Annotated in this window: 20 protein-coding genes; 11 read left to right on the top strand and 9 right to left on the bottom strand. The window is 73.8% G+C overall.

Translation table 11 applies throughout. The features are described from left to right. Window positions 1–28: 28 nt before the first annotated feature. The 4 genes from ACIPYQ_RS11100 to ACIPYQ_RS11085 are packed head-to-tail and all read right to left on the bottom strand — an operon-like array spanning window position 29 to window position 2,863. On the bottom strand, window positions 29–715 hold the full coding sequence (locus ACIPYQ_RS11100) for an epimerase (protein ID WP_401248763.1): 687 nt from the start codon (window positions 713–715) through the stop codon (window positions 29–31). A gap of 19 nt (window positions 716–734) precedes the next feature. After that, window positions 735–1,169, bottom strand: a complete 435-nt coding sequence (locus ACIPYQ_RS11095) for a VOC family protein (protein WP_401248760.1) — start codon at window positions 1,167–1,169, stop codon at window positions 735–737. A gap of 12 nt (window positions 1,170–1,181) precedes the next feature. Further along, window positions 1,182–1,886, bottom strand: coding sequence for a class I SAM-dependent methyltransferase (locus ACIPYQ_RS11090; RefSeq protein ID WP_401248757.1), 705 nt, complete (start codon window positions 1,884–1,886; stop codon window positions 1,182–1,184). Then, window positions 1,883–2,863: a hypothetical protein gene (locus ACIPYQ_RS11085; RefSeq protein ID WP_401248755.1), complete on the bottom strand. Its 981-nt coding sequence runs from the start codon at window positions 2,861–2,863 to the stop codon at window positions 1,883–1,885. The genes ACIPYQ_RS11090 and ACIPYQ_RS11085 overlap by 4 nt, the downstream gene beginning before the upstream one ends. A 525-nt stretch (window positions 2,864–3,388) precedes the next feature. Here ACIPYQ_RS11085 and ACIPYQ_RS11080 point away from each other — a divergent pair. After that, window positions 3,389–3,847: a DoxX family protein gene (locus ACIPYQ_RS11080; RefSeq protein WP_401248752.1), complete on the top strand. Its 459-nt coding sequence runs from the start codon at window positions 3,389–3,391 to the stop codon at window positions 3,845–3,847. A 50-nt stretch (window positions 3,848–3,897) separates the two neighbouring features. Here ACIPYQ_RS11080 and ACIPYQ_RS11075 read toward each other — a convergent pair whose 3' ends face one another. Both ACIPYQ_RS11075 and ACIPYQ_RS11070 read right to left on the bottom strand, forming a co-directional pair. Further along, the gene (locus ACIPYQ_RS11075) at window positions 3,898–4,611 is read right to left on the bottom strand and encodes a response regulator (RefSeq protein ID WP_401248749.1); all 714 of its coding nucleotides are present in this window, start codon (window positions 4,609–4,611) and stop codon (window positions 3,898–3,900) included. Beyond that, complete coding sequence (locus tag ACIPYQ_RS11070) at window positions 4,608–5,882, bottom strand: sensor histidine kinase (RefSeq protein ID WP_401248746.1); 1,275 nt, start codon at window positions 5,880–5,882, stop codon at window positions 4,608–4,610. The genes ACIPYQ_RS11075 and ACIPYQ_RS11070 overlap by 4 nt, the downstream gene beginning before the upstream one ends. Between ACIPYQ_RS11070 and ACIPYQ_RS11065 the strand changes: the two genes are divergently transcribed. From ACIPYQ_RS11065 to ACIPYQ_RS11055, 3 genes are all read left to right on the top strand, one after another. Beyond that, window positions 5,870–6,868 (top strand): ATP-binding cassette domain-containing protein, encoded by a 999-nt coding sequence (locus ACIPYQ_RS11065; protein WP_401248743.1) that lies wholly within the window; start codon window positions 5,870–5,872, stop codon window positions 6,866–6,868. The genes ACIPYQ_RS11070 and ACIPYQ_RS11065 overlap by 13 nt on opposite strands. A gap of 4 nt (window positions 6,869–6,872) precedes the next feature. Further along, window positions 6,873–7,448 (top strand): YdeI family protein, encoded by a 576-nt coding sequence (locus ACIPYQ_RS11060; protein ID WP_401248740.1) that lies wholly within the window; start codon window positions 6,873–6,875, stop codon window positions 7,446–7,448. 191 nt (window positions 7,449–7,639) lie between these two features. After that, window positions 7,640–8,263, top strand: a complete 624-nt coding sequence (locus ACIPYQ_RS11055) for a DUF1963 domain-containing protein (RefSeq protein ID WP_401248738.1) — start codon at window positions 7,640–7,642, stop codon at window positions 8,261–8,263. A gap of 69 nt (window positions 8,264–8,332) precedes the next feature. On the opposite strand, the gene ACIPYQ_RS11050 is transcribed toward ACIPYQ_RS11055, so the two are convergent. Further along, window positions 8,333–8,737: a DUF5997 family protein gene (locus ACIPYQ_RS11050; protein WP_401248735.1), complete on the bottom strand. Its 405-nt coding sequence runs from the start codon at window positions 8,735–8,737 to the stop codon at window positions 8,333–8,335. Between the two features lie 58 nt (window positions 8,738–8,795). On the opposite strand from ACIPYQ_RS11050, the gene ACIPYQ_RS11045 reads away from it, so the two are divergent. The 3 genes from ACIPYQ_RS11045 to ACIPYQ_RS11035 all read left to right on the top strand — a co-directional run bounded on the left by ACIPYQ_RS11045 (window position 8,796) and on the right by ACIPYQ_RS11035 (window position 11,196). Then, window positions 8,796–9,587 carry a LysR family substrate-binding domain-containing protein gene (locus ACIPYQ_RS11045; RefSeq protein ID WP_401248732.1) on the top strand — a complete coding sequence of 264 codons (792 nt, stop codon included), beginning with the start codon at window positions 8,796–8,798 and terminating at the stop codon, window positions 9,585–9,587. 87 nt (window positions 9,588–9,674) lie between these two features. Further along, complete coding sequence (locus ACIPYQ_RS11040) at window positions 9,675–10,793, top strand: PP2C family protein-serine/threonine phosphatase (RefSeq protein ID WP_401248729.1); 1,119 nt, start codon at window positions 9,675–9,677, stop codon at window positions 10,791–10,793. Window positions 10,794–10,824: 31 nt separating this feature from the next. Continuing rightward, entirely contained in the window at window positions 10,825–11,196 is a 372-nt protein-coding gene (locus ACIPYQ_RS11035; RefSeq protein WP_401248726.1) for a VOC family protein, read from the top strand. Window positions 11,197–11,244: 48 nt separating this feature from the next. Here the strand turns inward: ACIPYQ_RS11035 and ACIPYQ_RS11030 are convergent, their stop codons facing one another. Then, the gene (locus ACIPYQ_RS11030; RefSeq protein WP_401248723.1) at window positions 11,245–12,969 is read right to left on the bottom strand and encodes a serine/threonine-protein kinase; all 1,725 of its coding nucleotides are present in this window, start codon (window positions 12,967–12,969) and stop codon (window positions 11,245–11,247) included. Window positions 12,970–13,160: 191 nt separating this feature from the next. On the opposite strand from ACIPYQ_RS11030, the gene ACIPYQ_RS11025 reads away from it, so the two are divergent. Next, window positions 13,161–14,651, top strand: a complete 1,491-nt coding sequence (locus ACIPYQ_RS11025) for a cellulose binding domain-containing protein (RefSeq protein ID WP_401248720.1) — start codon at window positions 13,161–13,163, stop codon at window positions 14,649–14,651. Between the two features lie 57 nt (window positions 14,652–14,708). On the opposite strand, the gene ACIPYQ_RS11020 is transcribed toward ACIPYQ_RS11025, so the two are convergent. Then, window positions 14,709–15,356, bottom strand: a complete 648-nt coding sequence (locus tag ACIPYQ_RS11020; protein ID WP_401248717.1) for a hypothetical protein — start codon at window positions 15,354–15,356, stop codon at window positions 14,709–14,711. 207 nt (window positions 15,357–15,563) lie between these two features. Between ACIPYQ_RS11020 and ACIPYQ_RS11015 the strand changes: the two genes are divergently transcribed. From ACIPYQ_RS11015 to ACIPYQ_RS11005, 3 genes are all read left to right on the top strand, one after another. Then, complete coding sequence (locus ACIPYQ_RS11015; RefSeq protein WP_401248715.1) at window positions 15,564–15,941, top strand: ATP-binding protein; 378 nt, start codon at window positions 15,564–15,566, stop codon at window positions 15,939–15,941. 62 nt (window positions 15,942–16,003) lie between these two features. Next, window positions 16,004–16,363 (top strand): PadR family transcriptional regulator, encoded by a 360-nt coding sequence (locus ACIPYQ_RS11010; RefSeq protein WP_401249368.1) that lies wholly within the window; start codon window positions 16,004–16,006, stop codon window positions 16,361–16,363. A gap of 75 nt (window positions 16,364–16,438) precedes the next feature. Next, complete coding sequence (locus tag ACIPYQ_RS11005; RefSeq protein WP_401248712.1) at window positions 16,439–17,182, top strand: carbonic anhydrase; 744 nt, start codon at window positions 16,439–16,441, stop codon at window positions 17,180–17,182. Window positions 17,183–17,194 lie beyond the last annotated feature (12 nt).

Raw genomic sequence — 17,194 nt, 5'->3', positions numbered from 1 at the left:
CTCACCTGCGGGATGGTGTGTCCGGTACTCAGTTCTGGCTGGTCGGGGCAGCGCCCAGGCGGTTGATGTCGGCGGGGCGCAGGATGTGGCCGGGCACCCGGGTGCCGGGCGTGGCGACGGCGATCATGGCACGGCCGAAGGCCTCGGAGGTGATGACGAGGTTCGGCGCGAACCGGCGGACCAGCGGGATCAGCGGCGCTGTGATCGCGTACACGGTGCGGTTGATCCGGCTCTTGGAGGGCACGCCGCGCACCGGCTGGACGATGCCGGGGCGGAACATGTAGGCGCGGAAGGGCAGTTCCAGCAGGTCGTTCTCGGTCTTCCCCTTGACCCGGGCCCACATGAGCCGGCCGCGCTCGGTGCTGTCCGTGCCTTCGCCGGACACGAAGACGAAGGTCAGCCCGGGGTTGGCGGCGGCCAGCGGCCGGGCCACGGCGAGCGTCAGGTCATGGGTGACGCGCCGGTACTCCTCCTCCTTCATGCCGACGGAGGAGACCCCGAGGCAGAAGAAGCAGGCGTCGTACGCGGCCGGGTCGACCTCTGCGGCGGACAGGTCGGACGGATCCGCCTGGACGCGTTCGCGCAGTTTGGGGTGGCTCACGCCGAGCGGGGTGCGTCCGATGACCAGGACGCTCTCGACGTTGCCGTCACGCAGGCATTCGCGCAGGACGCCCCGGCCGAGCATGCCGGTCGCGCCGAAGAGGATGACGTTCACGGAGGCAGCCTAGGCCGCTCTAGTGCGAGACGCAGAGCTCGTTGCCCTCGGGGTCGGCGAGTGTCGTCCAGGTGCTGGGGCCCTGGCTGCCTTCGTGGAGGTGCCGGGCGCCCTTGGCGATGAGTCGTTCGACCACGGCCCGCGGGTCGTCGGCGCCGGTGCGGACGTCGAGGTGGACCCGGTTCTTGACCGTCTTGGGCTCCGGCACGAACTGGAAGAGGATGCGGGGGGCGCGCTGCAGGCCCTCCGGGTGGCGGATGCCCGCGCCCGCCTTCCAGACGAGGGTGCCGCGGTGCGTGGCGGTGTCCGCCTCGGTCGCCTGCCCCGCTTCGACCATGCTGCGGATGAACTTCTCGTCGCTGGGCTCCACTTCCCAGCCGAGGGCGTCCGCCCACCAGTCGGCGAGCGTGTGCGGATCGGCCGAGTCGATGGCCACCTGGAACGTGTATGCCATGCCGGGACCCTACTACTGAGGGGCCTCCCTGACCGCCATCGGAGCGGGCGCGTAGTACGAGGCAACGGCGGGCTGCCCGGTGTAGTTGGGCCCGGCGGCCGGGTCGGCGCCGAGGTAGCGGAAGGGCAGCCGCACGGTGCGCGGGCCGCGGAGGGAGAGCCGGTGGTGGCGCGCGCCGTAGCGGAACCCGGCCGCGCGAAGCGCCGCCAGGGCGGCCCGCCCGGCCGGGGCCCCGTCGGCTCCGCGCAGCGACGCGGGGTCGAGGTGGGCGACCAGCAGGCCGTCGGCGGCGAGCCAGGAGGCGGCCCGGGCGAGGAGCCCGAGCTGGTCGCCGACGTAGTGCAGGCCGTGGACGCAGGTGATCAGGTCGTACGTCCGGTACGGGGACCAGTCCGCGACGGAGGCCGTCAACAGCTCCGGCCCGGCCGGGGCGGGGGCGGGGGCCGGCGCGAGGGGGCCGACGAGGTCGACGCCGGTGAGGACGGCTCCGGCGGGCAGCCGGGACCGGGCCTCGCGCAGGGCGCGGCCCTCGCCGCTGCAGAGGTCGAGCCAGGACGGGGTGGCGGAGCGGGCGGTGAGGTGGGCGACGGGGTCGAGGCCGAGTTCGCGGGCGTAGCTGTTGACGCCGGCGAGCCCGCGTTCGCGGTTCATCGTGCTGTTGGCGACCACCGAGGTGCGTTCCAGCTCGTGCGCGGGCAGGAGGTGAGGCGTCGTCATCGGGCCATTGTCCCCGGGCCGGGCGGGCGGCGGGGGCCGCGGCGTGCCTTGACGTGCGAGGCGACCAGCGCGGCGAAGGTCAGCAGCCAGGCGCCCACGGCGATCCACAGCAGGACCTCGCCGAGCGGGAGCAGCCAGGCGACGCCGGCCGGGCCGGCCACGGACAGGCAGGCCACGGCGGTCATGCCGAGCGGGAAGACGGTGGCCCAGCGCCGGATGTCGTAGCGCGGCCGCGGGTGGCGCAGTTCGGCGGCGAGGAGGATGACGTACCAGAGGAGGGACAGGGCGAGAACCGCCAGTGTGACGTCGCGCAGGACCTCGTGCGCCGTACCCGTCCATACGGGTGACGCCGTGAGTTTGGATCCGGCCAGGGCGGAGATGGACAGCGCCCCGCCCGCCACCCAGTGGTCGCCCGCGCCGCCCACCACCTCGCGGAGGTCGAAGCGCAGGAAGGCCGCCACGTAGAGCACGAGCCCGAGGCAGAAGGCGGCCAGTGCCGCCCAGGCCAGCCAGTCGTGGCCGCCGGCGGCGGCGACGGCCGTCGCGAGGACGGCCAGACCCTGGGTGGCCACGCAGCCGAGGAACGCCGCCCCCGGCACCCGCCGCCCCCAGTGCCGTACGACGTTCAGCAGCAGCCCGGGCCAGATCGCCGCGGAGAGCGCGAGCAGGGCGGCCGCCATCGTCTGCCATCCGAGCATGGAGAGCCGGGTGCCGATGACCGTGGTGGCGGCAACGGCCGTCAGCGCGGCCGGGGTGTCGGCCTCGGCACGGAACCGACCGCGGTCGCCCACCAGCCGGGCCGTGAAGTCGGCGGCGAGCACGAGCCACAGGGCCACGGCGAGGACGAGGGCGACCAGCGAGGCCGCCTCGTACCCGGTCAGGTGCAGGCCGACGGAGATGATGCCGGCCGCCATGACGGCGGCTCCCGCCGCGGGCGGGAGTCCGGTCCACCAGCCGCGGCCGGGAGGGATGCTCACCCCTCCAGCGGACCGCACCGCTGCGGTCGGCGCCAGCGGGAGGGGCCGACCGGCGGGCCGCTCGGACGATCTGCACGGAAGATCAACGGAGCCTGCACACGATGCACATGCGGGGGCGCGGCCCGGTCCTAGGCTCGGGGGAGACGTGGACCTGCCGGTCCGTCACAGGGGAACGGACCGGCAGATCCCGACCACCGGCCCTACGCCCACCGGCCCCTGCCACCCGACTCTCCCACCCTCTGCCCGGCTCCTCCCCGGTCCACACGTGGTCGGCCCCGACTCGCCGACGATGCGACCGGTGCCGAAGTGCCCTGTGGAGGCAGCCGCCGTCCAGCTCATCCCCGCGGCGCGTACGTCGTAACCTGCGGTCCGCCATGCGAGAGCCGCGGTAGCGTCGGACCCCCTCGGCCGGTGGCCGAAACTCGCGCTTGCCAGGCCAGTTAGGCTTACCTAACCTTTGGCTCGCTCCGCTTGAGCAGCTCGGCACGACTTCGGGACCCGTCCCCAACCGAAGGAGCCTCCCCCATGAACACACGTCTCCAGCACGCCCAGCCCTATGCCGTCGGCCTGTTCCGGATCGTCACGGGACTGCTGTTCGCCTCTCACGGCGCGGCCTCCCTCTTCGGCGTCCTCGGCGGCGCCCACGGCGGCGGCACCGTCGCCGTCGGCACCTGGCCGGGGTGGTACGCCGCCGCCATCCAGTTGGTCGCCGGCGTCCTCGTCCTGCTGGGCCTCGGCACCCGGTCCGCCGCCTTCGTCGCCTCCGGCTCGATGGCGTACGCCTACTTCACCGTGCACCAGCCCGATGCGCTCTGGCCGCTGCAGAACGGCGGCGAGGCCTCCGCGATGTTCTGCTGGGCCTTCCTCCTGCTGGTCTTCACCGGCCCCGGCGCCCTCGCCGTGGACGGACTGTTCGCCTCGCGTCCGACCGCGTCGTCCGCCGGGCGCCGGGACGAGGCCCGCACGGATACCGTGACCGCCTGAGGAATCGTTTCTCCGTCACCCGCTCCCACCCGCTCCGGCGCCCGGGCCCCTCATCGGGGCGGTGCGACCAGCCCCATCTCGTAGGCCGTGATGACGAGTTGGACCCGGTCCCGGGCGCCGAGCTTGGTGAACAGGCGCGATACGTGGGATTTGGCCGTGGCGGCCGAGATGAACAGCTCCTCGGCTATCTCCCCGTTCGAGCGGCCCCGCCCGACCAGGGTGAGGACCTCCCGCTCCCGCTCGGTGATACCGGCGACGGACCTCAGGGCCGGCTCCGCCGCCGGGGGTCCCGGCCGCCGGACGAAGTCCGCGATCAGCCGGCGCGTCACGCCCGGCGCGATCAGGGCGTCTCCGGCGGCCACGACCCTGATCGCCGCGAGGATCTCCTCCAGGGCCATGTCCTTCACGGCGAACCCGCTCGCCCCGGCGCGCAGCGCTCCGTAGACATGGTCGTCCTCGTCGAAGGTGGTCAGGACGAGGATCCTGACACCATCGGTCGCCCCGGCGGCGCCTCCGCTCCCCCCGGTCCCCTCCGTGATCAGCCGGGTGGCCTCGATCCCGTCCATCCCCGGCATCCGGATGTCCATCACGACCACGTCGGGGCGCAGTTCCGCGGCGAGGCGGACCGCCTCGGTGCCCGTACCGGCCTCGCCGACGACCTCCAGGTCGGCGGTGTCCGCGATCAGTACGCGCAGGCCGGAGCGGACCAGCGGCTGGTCGTCCACGAGCAGTACGCGGACCGGCCCCGCGGCAACCCCGCTCACCGGGCCTCCCCTTCACCCTCGGCCACGGCTGCCGCCGCGCTGACCGGCAACGGCAACGGCAGCACCGCCTCGACCCGGAATCCGCCGGTGGGACCGGGCCCGGCAGTGAACCGGCCGTGCAGCAGGCTGACCCGCTCGCGCATCCCGGTGATGCCGAATCCCGTGCTCCCGATGCCGTCGGGCGTCCCGCGCCCGCCGTCGACGACCTCCACGGTCAGCTCCTCTTCCCCGTACCCGATGGTGACCCGGCAGTGCCCGGTGCCCGCGTGGCGCACCACGTTGGTCAGCGCCTCCTGCACGATCCGGTACGCCGACAGGTCGATGTCGGGCGGGAGTTGGCGCTCCTCGCCCTCCCGCCGTACGTCGACCCGCACCCCGGCGGCGGCGGTCGTGGCCACGAGGCCGCCGAGGCCGGCGAGGCCGGGGGCGGGGCCGAGCGGCGCCTGCCCGTGGTGGCCGTCCGGCTGTGCCTGACGCAGTGCCACCAGCGTACGGCGAAGACCCGACAGGGTTTCCCGGCTGGTGGCCTCGATGGCCTGCAGGGCGGCGCGGGCCTCCGCCGGCTGCGTCTCGATGACGCGGCTGCCCACACCGGCCTGGATGGCGATCACGCCGACGCTGTGGGCGACCATGTCGTGCAATTCGCGTGCGATGCGCAGCCGTTCCACGGTCACCGCCTCGGAGACCTCCTTCGACCGCAGTTCCACCGTGTGCTCCCGGCGCTCGCGGAACCGCAGGCCGGTCATGTAGACGGCGCCGAGGGACAGGGAGGCGATCAGGCCGGTGCTCATCATGTCGTAGGGCCCGAGCGTCAGCAGTCCGACGGCCGGGAGCTCGATGGCGACCACCATGGCGGTGGCGATGAGCGCGTCGCGCCGGGAGCGCGTGGCGACGATGAAGCCGAGCGCGAGGTCCGAGGCCATGAACACCAGGAACCGGCCCGGGCTGTGGTCCCTGCTGGCCCCCGCGACGAGCACGCCCGCGAGGAGGGTCAGGGTCAGCGCCACCAGGGGCCGGCGTCGCAGGAGTGCGACGAGCGGGGTCACGGCGAGCAGCAGCACCGCCCCGAGGAGCGGCCCGGCCGCGTACGGGACGCCGCCGATCAGCAGGCCCACGACGAGGAGGTAGAGGACGGCTCCGCCCCACGCCGAGGCGGCCGACGCCGGTTTCCGCGCAGGGCCGTCGGAGCCGTTGGAGTCGTGCACACGCGGGTCGGCAACGCCGTCGGCGCCGTGCTTCGTGCTCTTCGCATTCCTGGGTGGGGTGTTCATGCCGTGACGGTAACCAGCGGGCCCACGGGCGGACATCGGCCCCCGGGCTTACACCCCGGGGTGGTGGCTCCCCCGCGCGTGCCGCCGTCGACCGGCTGTCCCTCACGGCCGGTCCGGGGACGGTCACGGCGGTCCTCGGCCCCGCCGGGGCCGGCAAGACCAGCGCGCTGCGTCTGATCCTGGGGCTGGACTCCCCCACCGCGGGCACGGTCGCCGTGAGCGGGGTCCCGCTGCGCGGCCGCCCGCGCAGCCCGCACCAGGTCGGGGCCCTGCCCGAGCCGGCCGCGCTGCTCGGCCGCCGCACCGCGCGGGCCTGCCTGCGGGCACTGGCCCGCGCCCACGGCATCGGGTCCGGGCAGGTGGCCGAAGTCCTGGCGGAGACGGGCCTGGCGCGGGAGCGGTGGCGGCGGGTGGCGACGTGCTCCCCCGCGCTGCGGCAGCGGCTGCGGATCACTGCCGCGCTGCTCGGTGATCCGCCCGTGCTGCTGCTCGACGAGCCGCTGGCGGGGCTGGACGCGGAGGGGGTGCGGTGGGCCCGCCGGCTCCTGCGCGCGCCGGCCGCGGAGGGCCGTACGGTCGCGATGACCGGCGAGCGGGCCGCGGAGACGGCGGACACCGCCGACCGGATCGTCGTCCTCGGGCGGGGCCGGGTGGTCGCGGCGCAGTCCGCGGACGAGCTCGCCGCGCGGGGCGCCGCGGCCCGGGTCGTGGTGGGCACTCCGCGCGGCGCGGAGCCGGCCGCCGTGCTGGCGGCCGAGGGCGCCACGGTCGTCCGGGCCGGCCTGTCGGGGCCCGGGCGGCTCGCCGTGACCTGCATGACGGCGGAGCGCGTCGGCGTGCTCGCCACCGAGCACGGGATCGTGGTTCTCGAACTCGACACCCGCAGGCCCGCGTTGGAGGAGGTGCTGCACGAGCTCGCGGACGGCGCCGGGGGCTGCGGCCGCCCCGGTGAGGACGGTCACGGGCCGGGTCGGGAGTTAGCCTGAGCGCATGGATGAACTGGGAGGGGTGGAGGTCGTCTGCTTCGCGGACGCCGAGGCGTTCGAGGGCTGGCTCGCCGAGCACCACACGCGCCACGAGGGCGTATGGGTCAAGGTGGCCAAGAAGAAGTCCGGCATCCCGTCGGTCACCGACGACGAGTTGGTCGACGTCGGGCTGTGCTACGGCTGGATCTCCGGCCAGCGGCGCGCCCTCGACGAGCGGTACTACCTGCAGAAGTACGTGCCGCGCCGGCCCAAGAGCCTGTGGTCTCAGGTGAACGTGGACAAGGTGGCGGCGCTGACGGCCGCCGGGCGGATGCGTGAACCCGGGCTCGCCGAGGTGCGCAGGGCGCAGGCGGACGGGCGGTGGGCGAGCGCGTACGAGTCGCAGAAGACGGCGACGGTGCCGCCGGATCTGGCGGCGGCCCTCGACGCGCACCCCGGGGCCCGGCAGGCGTTCGAGGCGCTCGACCGGACCGGGCGCTACCAGCTGATCCTGCCGCTGCTCCAGGCCCTCACCCCGGAGAGCAGGCAGACCCGGCTCGCCAAGGCCCTGCACCTGCTGGCGACGGGCGGGGCCCCGTGACCCGCCGTACTCCTCCCCGCCCGGTGGACGTCGAGGGGCTCTTCCCCGAGGTCGCCCCGCTCCGGAGGCAGGCGCTACGGCTGCATCCCCGCGCGGGCAGCCCGACGCGGCGGGACAGTTCGGTGGGCGGTCCGCTGTCGTGGCCCGAAGACGAGGCCTGGCCGGTATGTCCGGAGCACCACCGTTCGCCGATGGTGCCGGTGGTCCAGCTGTACGCCGCCGACGCGCTGGGGATCGTGCCGTTCCCGCCTGGATGCGACCTGCTCCAGGTGCTGTGGTGCCCGCGGGACCACGACGGCCGATGGGTCGTCCCCGAGGTGCACTGGCGGAATGCGGACGCGGTCGGGAACAGCCGTGAGACACCGCCGCTCCCCGTCGAGAACCCGTACGGGCACGTGCCGAAGCCGTGCGTCGTCCATCCGGAGCTGGTCGCGGAGTACCCCGGCTGGGACCTCCCCTACGGGCTCTGGGACGCGTTGGAGCCGCGTTTCGAGCGGGTGGAGGCGGAGACGGGGTGGGACTACCAGTTCCACTTGTCCACCGCTCCGGGGACCAAGCTGGGCGGCTACCCCGGCTGGAGTCAGGACCCGCAGTGGCCGGACTGTTCGGGGTGCCGGAGGCCGATGGACCATCTGCTGACCGTGGCGAGCACCGAGGCGGACGCCGCGTCCCGGCTGACCTGGACTCCCGTCGAGGACCAGGGTGTCGCGTACGAGGGTCCCGGCCTGGTGCTGGGGGACCTGGGCGGGGTCTACCTCTTCGAGTGCCGGACCTGTCCGGGCCGCCCGTACAGGGATCGTTTCGACTGCGCCTGAGCGGGAGAAAGGCGTCAGGCCTGGCCTCCCCGGGGGGAGGCCAGGCCTGACGGAAACCGGAGCCGCGGGTCAGGAGTGCTGCTCGCGGGCCTTCTCGGCACGCTCCGCGTTCTTCTCCTTGATCCGGACCGCTTCCTTGCGGACCTCGGCCTGGGTGGCGCGCTCCTTCTGCAGCCACTCGGGAGATTCCTGCTTCAGCGCTTCGATCTGCTCGGTGGTGAGGGGTTCGGTGACCCCACCGCGAGCGAGGCCGGCGATGGACACGCCGAGCTTGGCCGCCACCACCGGTCGGGGGTGCGGACCGTTGGCGCGCAGCTCCTTCAGCCACTGGGGCGGATCGGCCTGGAGCGCACTCAATTCGCTGCGCGAGACGACACCCTCCTGGAACTCTGCGGGGGTGGCCTCGAGGTACACGCCCAGCTTCTTCGCCGCGGTCGCGGGCTTCATCGTCTGGGTGCTCTGGTGCGACGTCATGGTGTCAAGAGTATCGAGCGTGTGCGCTACCTCCGACCACGACCGGTAACCTGGCGGGGTGACAGGCTCGGAAGTACCCCATTCGTTCCGGCTCGCTTATGTCCCGGGGGTGACACCCGGCAAGTGGGTGCGGATCTGGAACGAGCGGCTGCCCGACGTCCCGCTGACCCTCGTCGCGGTGTCCCCCGGCGAGGCCTTCGGCGTTCTGCGGGGCGGCGGCGCCGACGCGGGGTTCGTCCGGCTGCCGGTCGACCGTACGGACCTCAGCGCGATCCCGCTGTACACCGAGACCACGGTGGTGGTGGTCCCCAAGGACCACCTGGTGGCGGCGGCCGAAGAGGTGTCCACCGAGGACTTGGCCGACGAGATCGTGCTGCATCCCCTCGACGACACCCTCGTGTGGGAGCAGCTGCCGGGGCGGCCCGCGATCGAGCGCCCCGAGACGACGGCGGACGCGATCGAGCTGGTGGCGGCCGGGATCGGCGTGCTGGTCGTGCCGCAGTCGCTGGCCCGTCTGCACCACCGCAAGGACCTCACCTACCGGCCGGTCTCGGACGCGCCCGAGTCGCGGGTCGCGCTGTCGTGGCCGCAGGAGGAGACCACCGATCTGGTGGAGGAGTTCATCGGGATCGTCCGCGGCCGGACCGTGAACAGCACGCGGGGGCGCCCCCCGACGCCGCCGCAGCCGAAGGCGAAGCGCAAGCGTCCCGAAACGGGTTCGGGCTCCGGCTCCGGCGCCCAGCGGAAGACCGCGTCCGGGAAGCCGACGGGCAAGAACCCCCGTGGTGCGTCCGGCGGCGCCAAGGCGGGCAAGGGCGGCAAGAGTGGCAAGCCCCGCCGTCGGCCGTAGGACCGGCCTGATCCGAACGACAGGCCCCGGGGTCCCCGACGGCCTGGCTTCGGGGACCGGGATCGCCTCGCGGTGTATGCAGGTGGGATGGATCTCCGGCCGTTCCACCCACCTCACCACCGAGCCCGGCAGGTAAGCCACCTGCAGCTGGCGGTCCCGTTCGCGCTGATCGCCCTGGTGACGCTGGTCGACGTCCTCGCTCCGCCGGACGTCCACCTCGGGCCGTTCCTGGTGGCCGCGCCCGCGGTGACGGCCTCGTTCGCGGGGCCCCGGATGACGGGCTTCGTGGGCCTGGTCGCCGTGCTGGCCCAGGTGGTGGTCGCGACGACGCGCACCAGCCTGACCGATCTGAACCACACCTTCCAGATCATCGCGCTCGTGATGATCTCGGTGTTCGTGACCTTCTTCGCCCACCTGCGCGAGGTGCACGAGAAGGAGCTGATCCAGCTGCGCTCGGTGGCGGAGACCGCCCAGCAGGTGGTCCTGCGGCCGCTGCGCGACCGGATGGGGCCACTGGGCCTCGCCTCCGTGTACCTCGCGGCGGCGGCGGAAGCCCGCATCGGCGGCGACCTGTACGCGGCTGCCCGTACGGCCACGGGGACGCGGCTGATCATCGGCGACGTCCGCGGCAAGGGCTTGGAGGCCGTCGGGGACGCCGCGCTCGTCCTGGGCGCCTTCCGGGCCGCCGCCCACCAGGAGGCCGAGCTGCCGGGCCTGGTGGACTACCTGGAGGCGGCGGTCTCCCCGGACCTGGACGGCTCGGAGGATGACGCAACCGCGGGCGACGACGGCGAGAGCTTCGTGACCGCGGCGGTACTTGAGGTCCCCGACGGGGACCCGGTGCTGGAGCTGGTCAGCTGCGGCCATCCGCCGCCGCTGGTCCTGCGCCGCGCCGGCGGGGTCGAACGCCTGGACGTGTCCCACCCCGGGCCGCCCCTGGGGCTCGCCGGGCTCGTGTCCGCGCCCGTCACGGCGCAGACCTTCGCCTTCGAGGCGGGTGACGTCCTGCTCCTCTACACGGACGGCGTCCTGGAGGCGCGTGACGGCGACGGGGCGTTCTACCCCCTCGCGGAGCGCGTGGCCGCCTGCTCCGGCATGCACCCCCAGGCCCTGCTGGACCGGCTGTGCCGGGACCTGCTCGCCCACGCGACCGGGAACACCCTCGGCGACGACGCCGCGATGGTGGCCATCCAACGGCTCGGGTAGGACCGGTTCCAGGGTTTGCCAGAATCGGATCATGCTGACCATCGGAACGATCGTCATGGGCGCCGCGGACGTGCGGCGGGCCGCGGAATTCTGGAGCCGGGCGCTGGGCTACGTCCCGCGCGACGGCGAGGTGGACGAGGGCTGGACCGTCCTCGTGCCCGCGGACGGCGGCGGGCCCGGCCTGGCGCTGGGCCGCAGCGTCACGCCCGTACAGGAACGCCCGCGCGTCCACCTCGACCTGTACGCGGCCGACGCGGCGGAGCAGCAGGCGGAGGTGGCGCGCCTGGTGGCGCTGGGAGCCCGGCACGTGGACTGGGACTCCTATCCCGAGGACCCCGATTTCGTGGTGCTGGCCGACCCCGAGGGCAACCGCTTCTGCGTGATCGACACCACCCACGGGTGAGCACTGGCCCTGGCCCGGACCAGGGCTGGTCGGGCCGCGTTTCCCGGATCAGAGCGCCAGCGTGCGCCAGCCCTGGGTGATCTGCTCGCGGACGGCCTGCGCGTCGGGCATCGGCCGCTCCTGCGCCCGGTCGGCCGTCAGCAGCTCCACCAGGGCCGCGCCGTCGGCCGGGCGTGCGGCCGGGTCGGCGGTCAGCGCCCTCGTGACGGCCGCCGCGAGGGCCGGGTCGAGCGCCTGCACGGCCGCGAGCGCGGCGGGCTCGGGTCCGGTGTCCACGATGCGGCGGATCACGGCGCCCGTGCTGGTCGCGGAGAACGGGCTGGTGCCGTGCGCCGCGCACACCACGCAGCAGGCCCACGCCCAGACGTCGGCCGCCGTGCCGACGCGCTCGTCGCCGAACTGCTCCGGCGCCATGTACGTCAGGGTGCCCGGGCCGCCGCCGGTACGGGTGAGCCGGGTGCCGTCGACGATCGCCGCGATGCCGAAGTCGAGCAGGCGCGGTCCGGCGGTGGTGAGCATGATGTTGGCCGGCTTGAGGTCGCGGTGGACCAGACCGAGCCGGTGTACGCCGGACAGGGCCACGGCCAGCGCGAGCGCCAGGGCCTTCAACGCCTCGGGCGAGCGGATCGGCCCCTGCTCCCGCAGGTGCACGTCGAGCGGCCGGCCGTCCAGCAACTCCATGGCCAGGTAGGGCCGTCCGGAGTCCACACCGGAGTCGAGCACCCGGGCGGTGTACGCACCGGACACCATGGCCAGCACCTCCGCCTCCCGCTCGAACCGCTGCAACAGCTCGGCGTGGTCGAGGAGTTCGGGGTGGATGGTCTTCAGGGCCACCTGGGTCACCGCCCCCTCGCGGCGGGCGAGGTACACCGTGCCCATCCCGCCGGCCCCGATCCGGCCGAGCAGCCGGTACCCGCCGATCGTCCGCGGCTCGTTCGGACGCAGTTCCTGGTACGCGATCTGCGGCGCGACCCCGGCTGCGGCACTGCCGTCGGCGCCGGCGCCGACGCCCCGGTCGACCTGCGTCGACACGTACGCGCCCGGCTGCGCGGGCGGAGCGGACGGCACGGGCGGCAGGTGGCCGGGCTGGGCGGGCTGCGTGACTGCGGCCGCGGCCGCGGCCCTCCGTGCGTCCGGGGCGGGCTGCGCGGGCTGCAGCGCAACCGCGGTGGTGGTGGCGCCGCCACCGGCGGGCCGGCTCCTCCCGCCGGCCACCAGGGCGACGATCTCGCACAGCAGGGCAGCCATGACCAGACCGGCCGGGAGGAACACCCCGAGCACGAGCCGGAGGGCGAGCAGGGCCGCCAGCCTGAGGCGCACCGCGGGCGGGGTCCAGGCCTGCGCGGACGGGCCGGCGGTCAGCAGACTGCGCTGCGTCAGGATCCACAGCCCCAGCCAGACCAGCAGGACCGGGATCGCGGCGCCGAGGAACCAGAGCCGCGCCGTGGCGAGGGGGAGGCCGAACTGGAAGGCCAGCGTGCGCCCGTCCCCCGTGGCGATCGACTGCAACAGCAGGTCGAAGCCGGGGATGACGTCGGAGGTCAGCCAGAGCAGCAGGCCGATGCCGCCGACGAACGCCAGCGCGAGCTCCCCGAGAGCCGCCGCCGAGACCCCCGGCCGGGGCACGGTCGCGCCCCCGGCCGCCGACACCCGCTCACGCACGCCCTGTTGGGCCCGCATGAGCAACGGCAGCGACACCAGCCGCACCACCAACGTCGGCCCGGCCACGGCCAGGACGCTCATGCCCAGCGACATCTCCACGTACTCCGCCATGCTTCCCCCGCGCTCTCCTGTGCAGCCTGTCGGCCGAGCGGAGTATAGGTTCCTGAGCCCCTCCTTACCGCCGCCTTAAGCGGAACCTAAGACTCACAAGGGGCGCACCGAAACGAACGAATGTCCGTTTCGGTGCGGCTAGCGTGCTGCCGCATCCCCCAACTCCCCAGTAACACAGAGGCAGGCACGCGATGGGCAGCACAGTCGGGCACCGGCGCAGGACGAGCCGCAGGGCGAAGGTCACGGGAGCGATCGTGACGGCGGCGGTGATCGGAGGCGCCGCGTTCGCCTTCACCGGAACCGCCCAGGCGGCCTCCGTCGGCGCCGTGTACACGAAGTCCAGCTCCTGGAGCGGCGGTTACACCGGCCAGTACGTCATCACCAACCACACCGGCCAGGTCCAGTCGGACTGGACGCTCCAGTTCGACCTGCCGGCGGGCACGAAGATCGACTCCCTGTGGAACGGCACCCACACGGTCTCCGGCCGGCGCGTCACCGTGAAGCCCGCGAGCTGGAACCGGGAGCTCGCGGCCGGGGCCTCCGTCACCGTCGGCTTCGTCACCAGCGGCTCGGACTCCCCCGGCAACCCGACCGGGTGCCTGATCAACGGGGTGAAGTGCTCCGTCGACCAGGGTGCGACGGCCCAGCCGAGCGGGCGGCCCACCGCCCGTCCCACCGTCACCGCGACCGCGGCGCCGACCGCGACCGCCACCTCCGCCGCACCGACCAGGACCACGGCGCCCTCCCCCACGGCCACCCCCACCACCCCGGTCCCCGCGCCCGGCGGCAGCGGCGCGCGCTTCGCCCCGTACGTGGACACCTCCCTCTACCCCGCCTACGACCTGGTCGACACCGCGGCCAAGACCGGTGTGAAGGAGTTCCACCTCGCCTTCATCACCTCCGGCGGCAGCTGCGCACCCCTGTGGGGCGGTGTCACGGATCTCGCGAGCGACAAGGTCGCCGCCCAGATCGGGGCGCTGCGGGCCAAGGGCGGCGACGTGCGGGTGTCGTTCGGCGGGGCCGCCGGGCACGAACTGGCGCTGAACTGCGCCACCGTGGACGAGCTGGCCGCCGCGTACGGGAAGGTCGTCGACCAGTACAAGCTCACCAAGGTCGACTTCGACATCGAGGGCGCGGCCCTGCCTGACACCGCGGCCAACGCGCGCCGTGCGCAGGCCATCGCCCGGCTGCAGAAGTCCCACCCCGGCCTGGACGTCGCCTTCACCCTGCCGGTGATGCCCGAGGGGCTGACCCAGCCCGGTGTGGCGCTGCTGGCCGACGCCAAGAAGAACGGCGTCCGGGTGGACGCCGTCAACATCATGGCGATGGACTACGGGCCGGCGTACAGCGGGGACATGGGGCAGTACGCGATCCAGGCCGCGACGGCCACCCAGGCCCAGATCAAGGGTGTGCTCGGGCTCTCCGACGCCGCGGCGTGGAAGGCCGTGGCCGTCACGCCCATGATCGGCGTGAACGACGTCACGAGCGAGATCTTCACCGTCGAGGACGCGACGCAGCTGGTGGAGTTCGCGGCGTCGAAGGGGATCGGCCGGCTGGCCATGTGGTCCTCGACGCGCGACAAGCAGTGCGCGGCGGGCGCCGTCAACTACGCCGACGCCACGTGCAGTTCGATCCTGCAGCAGCCGCTGGCCTTCACCAAGGCGTTCGCCGCGCTCAAGTAGGCGCACCGAACGGCCCACGGGCCCGCCGCACTTGGCGTGCGGCGGGCCCGTCGCATGCTAGGCGAGGATGCCCGCGCGGGTGGCGAGGTCGAGGGCCGCCTCCGGCCGTGGCGCGGGGCGGCCTTCGGTGTGGCCCGGGGCCAGCAGGGCCCTCACGGCGTCCGCGTCGGCCTTGCGCTCGTGCGCCAGCGCCGCGAAGCGGGCGACGGCTTCGCCCAGGCCGCGCGCCCGGTCGTACGGGGCGTCGTACGAGGCCACGGCGAGTTCGAGGAACTCCTCGTGCGAGCCGACCCAGGGGGCGGCCATGTCCAGCCCGTCCTCCCTCAGCTCGTCCGGGTACGGGATCCGGTGCCAGGCGCCGCCCTCCCACCAGTAGACGAAGCCGAAGAGGTTCCCGGCGGCGTCGTCCCGCAGGAGCTCCCAGGGCAGCCACGCGGGGCCGCCGGCCAGGAAGTCGATCTGCTCGCCGGCGGCATGGGTGTGGCTGCCGTCGGGGTCCTGCCCGCAGAAGACGGCGCGTTCCCCGTCGAGCACGGTCAGCCGCCACCAGCCGCCCGCGCCGGTGGAGTGGCACCACAGTCCTTCGCCGTCCAGGGAGAACTCGGTGCTGGTCGAGCATGCTGCGTCGACCATGGCCATGGTCACCGCTCTCGCCCACAACAGCTCGGGGTGGTCGAGGTCTTCGGGCCGGCTCGGCGTGTGCATGGTGTGGTCTCCTCCCTGTGCCGGGACACAGCCTCGCATGCCGGGGCCGCGGCCGTGAGCGCGGGCAGGACCCTGCCGCCCATCGGCCCATCAGCCCTCGTTCCTCGGCCGAAATGCCGATGACCGGGCGGGTCCGGGGGCGGCACGCTGGTACGAGGCCGTTCGGCTCACTTCCAGCCATTCCCTCCCGAGCAGGAGCCGCTTCTCATGCTTGTCCTCGACTCTTCCCGTGCGGACACCGCCCTGGCGCGACGCGCCGCCGTGCGTTTCCTGCAGGCCAGGTGCCCGTGGGCCGAAGTGAACGACGTCCTGCTCGTGGTCAGCGAGCTGCTGGGCAACGCCGTCCGCCACACGGACGGCGGATGGCTCCTGCGGATGGTCTGCCGGCCGGAGGCCCTCGTCGTCGAGGTCTACGACAGCAGCAGCGCCCGGCCCGTTCTGCGGACCGGGGACGCCGAGAACGGTGGCGGCTTCGGCTGGGGCATCGTGAAGGAGCTGACCTCGTCCCTGACGGTCCGGCCCCACGCGGCCGGCAAGTCCGTACAGGCCGTCTGGCGCCCGGCGGCGCACGCGCAGGCCGCCTGACCGACTCCCTTCCGCAATATCCTGCATTTCAGGATATTGTGGAGTACGTGGCTTCACGAGAGATGACGCGTACGGCGTTCTACGTGCTGACCGCGCTGGCCGACGAGCCCCGTCACGGCTACGGCATCGTCCGGGAGACCGAGGCCTTGTCGCAGGGGCAGGTCCGGGTGCGGATCGGGACGCTCTACGGGGTGCTGGACCGGCTGGTGGCCGACGGGCTCATCGAGCCGGACCGCGAAGAGGTGCACCGGGGCCGGCTCCGCAGGTACTACCGCCTCACCGACAGCGGCGAGGCGGCGCTGTCCGAGGAAGCACAAAAGATGGCCTCGGCGGCGCAGGCCGCCGCCCGCCGGATCGCCGCCCGCCGGGCCGGCCACGACCCTGTTCCGGCACCGCCCGAATCCCCCGGGTACGGCCCGTAGCGGCACCGAGCGGATCCCGCCAAGGCGCCCCACAGCCCCAACTCCCGCCCCCATGCGCCGGGTTACCGTCCGGCCATGCTTTCGAACACACGAACCCCCGCCGCCGTTCCGCGCAGTCGCCGCGCCCTGCTGCGCACCGCCGTGGCGGGCACGGCCGCCGCCGGCGCGGGCCTGGCGCTCGGTTCGGTCTTTCCGGCTTCCGCCGACCCGCGGGACCAGGAGGGCGCCGAGCGCGTCACCACCCCCGCGCAGGCGCTGCGCCGGCTGGCGGCCGGCAACCAGCGCTGGCGCACGCAGCGCCAGGAGCACCCGCACGAGTCCGCGTACCTGCGCCGCCGGCTCGTCGAAGGCCAGCAGCCGTTCGCGATCGTGCTGGGGTGTGTCGATTCGCGCGTACCGCCCGAGCTGGTGTTCGACCAGGGGCTGGGCGATCTGCTGACCGTACGGTCGGCGGGCGAGGTGCTCGACGAGGCGGTGCTGGGGAGCATCGCGTACGGGGTTCTGGAGCTGCGCGTACCGCTGGTGCTCGTCCTGGCCCACCAGTCGTGCGGAGCCGTGGCCGCGGCGGTCCACGCGGACGAGACGGGCGAGCCGCTCCCCGCCCACATCCAGTACCTGGCCGATCAGATACGGCCGTCCATCGACCACGGCCGGCACGGTGACGCCCGCATCGACGCGACGATCAACGCCCACGTACGGGCGGTGCGCGGCCGGCTGGCTGCCGAGCCCGACCTCGCCGGGAAGGTGGCGGCGGGCGAACTGGCCGTGGTCGCCGCCCGCTACGAACTGCGCGACCAGCAGGTCCGCACCCTGTCCTGACGGCGGCGGAGC

Source organism: Streptomyces sp. NPDC090045, assembly GCF_044747975.1.
GTDB lineage: Bacteria > Actinomycetota > Actinomycetes > Streptomycetales > Streptomycetaceae > Streptomyces.
This window is presented reverse-complemented; position numbering and strand designations above follow the sequence as displayed.

What these genes read in the sequence shown, in the direction of transcription:
- ACIPYQ_RS11095 (WP_401248760.1), bottom strand. Translation starts at nt 1,169, where the DNA reads ATGGCATACACGTTCCAGGTGGCCATCGACTCGGCCGATCCGCACACG.
- ACIPYQ_RS11090 (WP_401248757.1), bottom strand. Translation starts at nt 1,886, where the DNA reads ATGACGACGCCTCACCTCCTGCCCGCGCACGAGCTGGAACGCACCTCG.
- ACIPYQ_RS11080 (WP_401248752.1), top strand. Translation starts at nt 3,389, where the DNA reads ATGAACACACGTCTCCAGCACGCCCAGCCCTATGCCGTCGGCCTGTTC.
- ACIPYQ_RS11070 (WP_401248746.1), bottom strand. Translation starts at nt 5,882, where the DNA reads ATGAACACCCCACCCAGGAATGCGAAGAGCACGAAGCACGGCGCCGAC.
- ACIPYQ_RS11060 (WP_401248740.1), top strand. Translation starts at nt 6,873, where the DNA reads ATGGATGAACTGGGAGGGGTGGAGGTCGTCTGCTTCGCGGACGCCGAG.
- ACIPYQ_RS11055 (WP_401248738.1), top strand. Translation starts at nt 7,640, where the DNA reads ATGGTGCCGGTGGTCCAGCTGTACGCCGCCGACGCGCTGGGGATCGTG.
- ACIPYQ_RS11050 (WP_401248735.1), bottom strand. Translation starts at nt 8,737, where the DNA reads ATGACGTCGCACCAGAGCACCCAGACGATGAAGCCCGCGACCGCGGCG.
- ACIPYQ_RS11040 (WP_401248729.1), top strand. Translation starts at nt 9,675, where the DNA reads ATGGATCTCCGGCCGTTCCACCCACCTCACCACCGAGCCCGGCAGGTA.
- ACIPYQ_RS11035 (WP_401248726.1), top strand. Translation starts at nt 10,825, where the DNA reads ATGCTGACCATCGGAACGATCGTCATGGGCGCCGCGGACGTGCGGCGG.
- ACIPYQ_RS11030 (WP_401248723.1), bottom strand. Translation starts at nt 12,969, where the DNA reads ATGGCGGAGTACGTGGAGATGTCGCTGGGCATGAGCGTCCTGGCCGTG.
- ACIPYQ_RS11025 (WP_401248720.1), top strand. Translation starts at nt 13,161, where the DNA reads ATGGGCAGCACAGTCGGGCACCGGCGCAGGACGAGCCGCAGGGCGAAG.
- ACIPYQ_RS11020 (WP_401248717.1), bottom strand. Translation starts at nt 15,356, where the DNA reads ATGCACACGCCGAGCCGGCCCGAAGACCTCGACCACCCCGAGCTGTTG.
- ACIPYQ_RS11015 (WP_401248715.1), top strand. Translation starts at nt 15,564, where the DNA reads ATGCTTGTCCTCGACTCTTCCCGTGCGGACACCGCCCTGGCGCGACGC.
- ACIPYQ_RS11010 (WP_401249368.1), top strand. Translation starts at nt 16,004, where the DNA reads ATGACGCGTACGGCGTTCTACGTGCTGACCGCGCTGGCCGACGAGCCC.
- ACIPYQ_RS11005 (WP_401248712.1), top strand. Translation starts at nt 16,439, where the DNA reads ATGCTTTCGAACACACGAACCCCCGCCGCCGTTCCGCGCAGTCGCCGC.